The following is a 3,861-nucleotide window of genomic DNA, read 5'->3' as shown; positions in this document are numbered from 1 at the left end:
AACAATACATAATAATGACACAAAAAGAAGATAAAAGAGAAGCTCTTAAATTAATTCTTTTAAGAGAATTAGGAAAAATAAAAAATTCAGAGAATCAAGAAAGTAAAAAAACACCTACTACAGAAGACAAAGTTTCAGGTATTGAATATTCTGAAAAACAAATCACAGAAGAAATAATTCAAATTATTTGCGAACTGTTAAAAATCCCGAAAGATGAAATAAAAATTGATTATGCATTAAATAAATATGGACTTGATTCTATGGGGCAGGTTAGTTTATTAAGGAGGATTAATAATAAATTTCTCACAGAAATTGAGGTTGAGGAAATGATGGAGCTTTCAAGTATTCGTGAAATTTCAAATTTCATATATGAAACTACAAAAAATATTCAAGTTAATGCTCATAAAATTGAAGATGACTCTAATGTAAACTATAGTAAATCAACAATTAAAATTGAAAACCCTAACATTAAAGAAAAAGAGAGTTTAGGTAATTTTTTTGGATTAATAAGTAGTAGAGATGATGAAGAAATAGAACAATTTCAAAGTATCATAAAGAAAGATAAATCAAAAATTTTATATCAGAATTCTAAAATAAAACCAATTTTTACAACCGAAGAAGGGAAATCATTAATAAATTTTTCTAATTACGACTATTTGGGTTATTCAAGTGATCCTAAAGTTATAGATGGGGCTAAAAAGTCTTTAGATAAGTATGGCTTGGGAACAGCTGCTTCTCCAGTTGGAGGAGCTATGCTATCATTACACAAGGAATTGCAAAAAGAATTGGTTGATTTTTTTGGAAAAAAGGATTCAGCTGTAACTTTATTTAGTTCTGGATATAATGCTTGCTTTGGCACCATTTCTGGATATATGGGAGAAGGCGATCACGTAATATTAGATGCATATAGTCATTCTAGTTCGGTAGATGGAGCTATTTTTTCTAAAGCAAATGTCCATTTTTTTATGCACAATAACTTGGATGACCTTGAAGATATTTTAAAAAGCATTGACAATGGCAGAAACCGTATTCTTGTATGTACAGAAGGTTGTTTTAGTGCAGATGGGGATTATGGAGACATTAAAGGAGTCGTTAGGGTTTCAAAAAAATATGGTGCTAAAGTTTTTGTGGATGAAGCACATTCCGTTTTACTCACAGGTAAAAATGGTCGAGGAGCCTCAGCCGATCAAGGAGTTTTGGATCAAGTAGATTTGTTTATAGGAACTTTAAGTAAAACTTTTTCTGGAACAGGAGGTTTTCTATTAGCAAAAAAGTCTATTTCCAATTATATTGATTATTCAGCAAGAAATCGCATGTTTTCAGGATCATTGCCAGCAACTATTGCAGGAGGTGTATTGACGTCTTTGAGATTGGCTTCTGGTAAGGATGGAGATATTAGAAGAAAAAAATTGATAGATAATTCAGAGTATCTTAAATCACTTTATAAGGGTAAGATAAGACTAACTAATACTGAAACTTGGATTGTGCCTGTTCTTATTGGAGATGAAAAGAAAACCCTTGAAGTCTCTAATTATCTAAAAGAGAAAGGAGTATATATCCCTACTTTGGTATACCCTGCTGCTCCTAAAGGTGCGGGAAGACTTAGGCATTTTATAACTTCACAGCATACAAAAGCACAACTTAAGCGAGCCGCAGAATTAGTGATTGAAGCCGCAGAAAAGTTTGGATGTAGTATTGACCAAAAGGAGGTAGAGCGTGAAGTTGTAATGAGCGATAAATAAAAGACTATAACACTATAACCATGTATAAAATTTAGGATTGTTTTAAAACATTAGGTAATTAACGTACTTCAAAAATTTATTTTTAAGTACGAACTTTATGGAGTTATCTAAATGCAAATTAACACACATAAATACACACAATTTTTGAATAAACACAAATAATATGAAGACAATAATGTTCTCCGGTCAGGGGTCGCAACACAAAGGAATGGGTAAAGATTTGTTTAATTCTTTTAAAAATGAAGTTGTACTAGCTTCAACTATTTTAGGATACGATTTAGAAGAATTATGCTTGAACGATCCAAGAAGGGAATTAGGGAAAACTCAATTCACACAACCAGCGTTATATGTAGTTAACGCGCTTACTTTTATTCAAAAAAAAACAAGTTCTCCTAACAATTGGTTTATTGGCCATAGTTTAGGTGAATATAACGCACTTCTTGCGGCTGGAGCTTTTGATTTTGAAACGGGACTTAGATTAGTTCAAAAACGGGGTGAATTAATGGCAAATGCAGTAACAGGATCAATGGCAGCCGTTTTAGGATTAAATATTGATGAGTTAAAAAACAAGTTAAATGAAGGCGATTATGGTAGCATAGATATTGCCAATTTTAATACGCCTAGTCAAACAGTGATTTCTGGACCTAAAGATGTTGTTGATAATTTGATAAAGGATTTTGATAATCAAGGAGTTTTTATTATCCCTTTATTTGTTACTTCTCCTTTTCATTCGAGATATATGAAACAAGCAGCAGATGATTTTTCATTATTTTTAGAAGATTTCGAATTCTCTACATTGAAGTCTCCAGTTATTTCTAATGTTACGGGAGTACCTTATGAAAATGGGCAGATACCAGTATTATTGAGTCAGCAAATTAATAATTCCGTTAATTGGACAGATACCATACGGTATTTAATGGGACAAGGCGTTAATGATTTTGAAGAGGTAAGAAGTGAAATTCTTTCAAAAATGGTTTCTGAAATTAGAGAAAACTGTACTCCAATTATTGAAAATGAAATTGCATAAAACATCATAGATAAAAGCTTAGGTTGTAAAAGAGTTCTTGGATAAAAATGAAAAAATTGATCTAAGAGAGACTCTATTAACTAGCTTGGGAACAAGGAATTTTGAGATGCTTATGGTTTCTGGTTTCTAAAAATTTTCAGATGTATTATGCATTACAATAAATTATAGATATTAATCCTTAAAAAATATAACATATGGATTTAAAGACAATTTTCAATTTAATAGCTAATAATTTGAAAGTAATTCTTCGGGAAATAGAGTTAAAAGATATTAATTACGATTCTAAACTATGTCTGCTTGGTGCCAATTCTGTTGATAGAGCCGAATTAATCGAAAAGACTATTGAAGATTTGAGAATTGATGTTGATCGATTTGAATTTCATTCAGCTTCAAATATAGGAGAATTAACAGACTTGTTTTTTGAAAAAATTAAAAAACAGCCAATTTGGCTTATGAATTGAAGTCGTTAAAGTCTAAAGTTATTAGGAATCTTTTTTGACTTAGAGTTAAATAAGAAGAACTATTCTAATAAAAAAGAGTAATTAGAATTCAAAAAATTTAAGAGCTTTTCTAAAAGGTTTTTAAAGCGTTTAAAATATTGTACAAGTTATGAATTTAAAAGAAGTTCAGAGTTTAATAACATCAGTCGCTAAGTTTGGAGCCAGCGAATTAAAATTGGATTTTGATGACACAAAAATCACTATAAAAGCAAAACGTTATAATACCAATAATATAAAGGTTTTGGCTCCCAATTCCGATGTGGGCGTTTCAAATTTTAAAGTACCTATGAAAGTAGAGGCAGCTAAAGATATAAAGTTAAGTGAGATTTCAGAAGAGATTAATAACCTTAATCAAGTTGTAATAAGATCCCCATTTATTGGAACATTTAGTTTAGAATCATCTGTTGAAAAATCCAAAAAATTAGAGGTTGGAGATTTTGTTGAGCGAGGTGATTTTTTATGCGCTATCGAAGCCTTAAAATTAATGAATCAAGTTAATTCTGATGCATCAGGAAATATTAAAGAAATATTGGTTAAAGATAAAACGCCGGTAGAGTTTGGTCAACCATTATTTATTATTAGCATTTAAATC

4 protein-coding genes are annotated in these 3,861 nt (G+C 30.5%); all 4 read left to right on the top strand.

Annotated features, from left to right (window positions below; translation table 11 throughout):
• The first annotated feature begins 14 nt into the window (after positions 1 to 14).
• The 4 genes from A8C32_RS02065 to A8C32_RS02050 all read left to right on the top strand — a co-directional run bounded on the left by A8C32_RS02065 (position 15) and on the right by A8C32_RS02050 (position 3,858).
• Positions 15 to 1,742 carry an aminotransferase class I/II-fold pyridoxal phosphate-dependent enzyme gene (locus A8C32_RS02065; RefSeq protein WP_069828787.1) on the top strand — a complete coding sequence of 576 codons (1,728 nt, stop codon included), beginning with the start codon at positions 15 to 17 and terminating at the stop codon, positions 1,740 to 1,742.
• 163 nt (positions 1,743 to 1,905) lie between these two features.
• Entirely contained in the window at positions 1,906 to 2,769 is an 864-nt protein-coding gene (gene fabD / locus A8C32_RS02060; protein ID WP_083253208.1) for an ACP S-malonyltransferase, read from the top strand.
• A 194-nt stretch (positions 2,770 to 2,963) separates the two neighbouring features.
• Complete coding sequence (locus A8C32_RS02055) at positions 2,964 to 3,230, top strand: acyl carrier protein (protein WP_069828785.1); 267 nt, start codon at positions 2,964 to 2,966, stop codon at positions 3,228 to 3,230.
• 148 nt (positions 3,231 to 3,378) lie between these two features.
• Positions 3,379 to 3,858 carry an acetyl-CoA carboxylase biotin carboxyl carrier protein gene (locus A8C32_RS02050; RefSeq protein ID WP_069828784.1) on the top strand — a complete coding sequence of 160 codons (480 nt, stop codon included), beginning with the start codon at positions 3,379 to 3,381 and terminating at the stop codon, positions 3,856 to 3,858.
• Positions 3,859 to 3,861: the final 3 nt, after the last annotated feature.

Source organism: Flavivirga aquatica, from assembly GCF_001747085.1.
GTDB lineage: Bacteria > Bacteroidota > Bacteroidia > Flavobacteriales > Flavobacteriaceae > Algibacter_C > Algibacter_C aquatica.
Note: the sequence above shows the minus strand (reverse complement) of the source record. Positions and strands in the feature narration are given on the sequence as shown.

Bases quoted from the DNA above. Each gene is read 5' to 3' on its own strand.
- A8C32_RS02065 (WP_069828787.1), top strand. From the start codon at position 15: ATGACACAAAAAGAAGATAAAAGAGAAGCTCTTAAATTAATTCTTTTA.
- fabD (WP_083253208.1), top strand. From the start codon at position 1,906: ATGAAGACAATAATGTTCTCCGGTCAGGGGTCGCAACACAAAGGAATG.
- A8C32_RS02055 (WP_069828785.1), top strand. From the start codon at position 2,964: ATGGATTTAAAGACAATTTTCAATTTAATAGCTAATAATTTGAAAGTA.
- A8C32_RS02050 (WP_069828784.1), top strand. From the start codon at position 3,379: ATGAATTTAAAAGAAGTTCAGAGTTTAATAACATCAGTCGCTAAGTTT.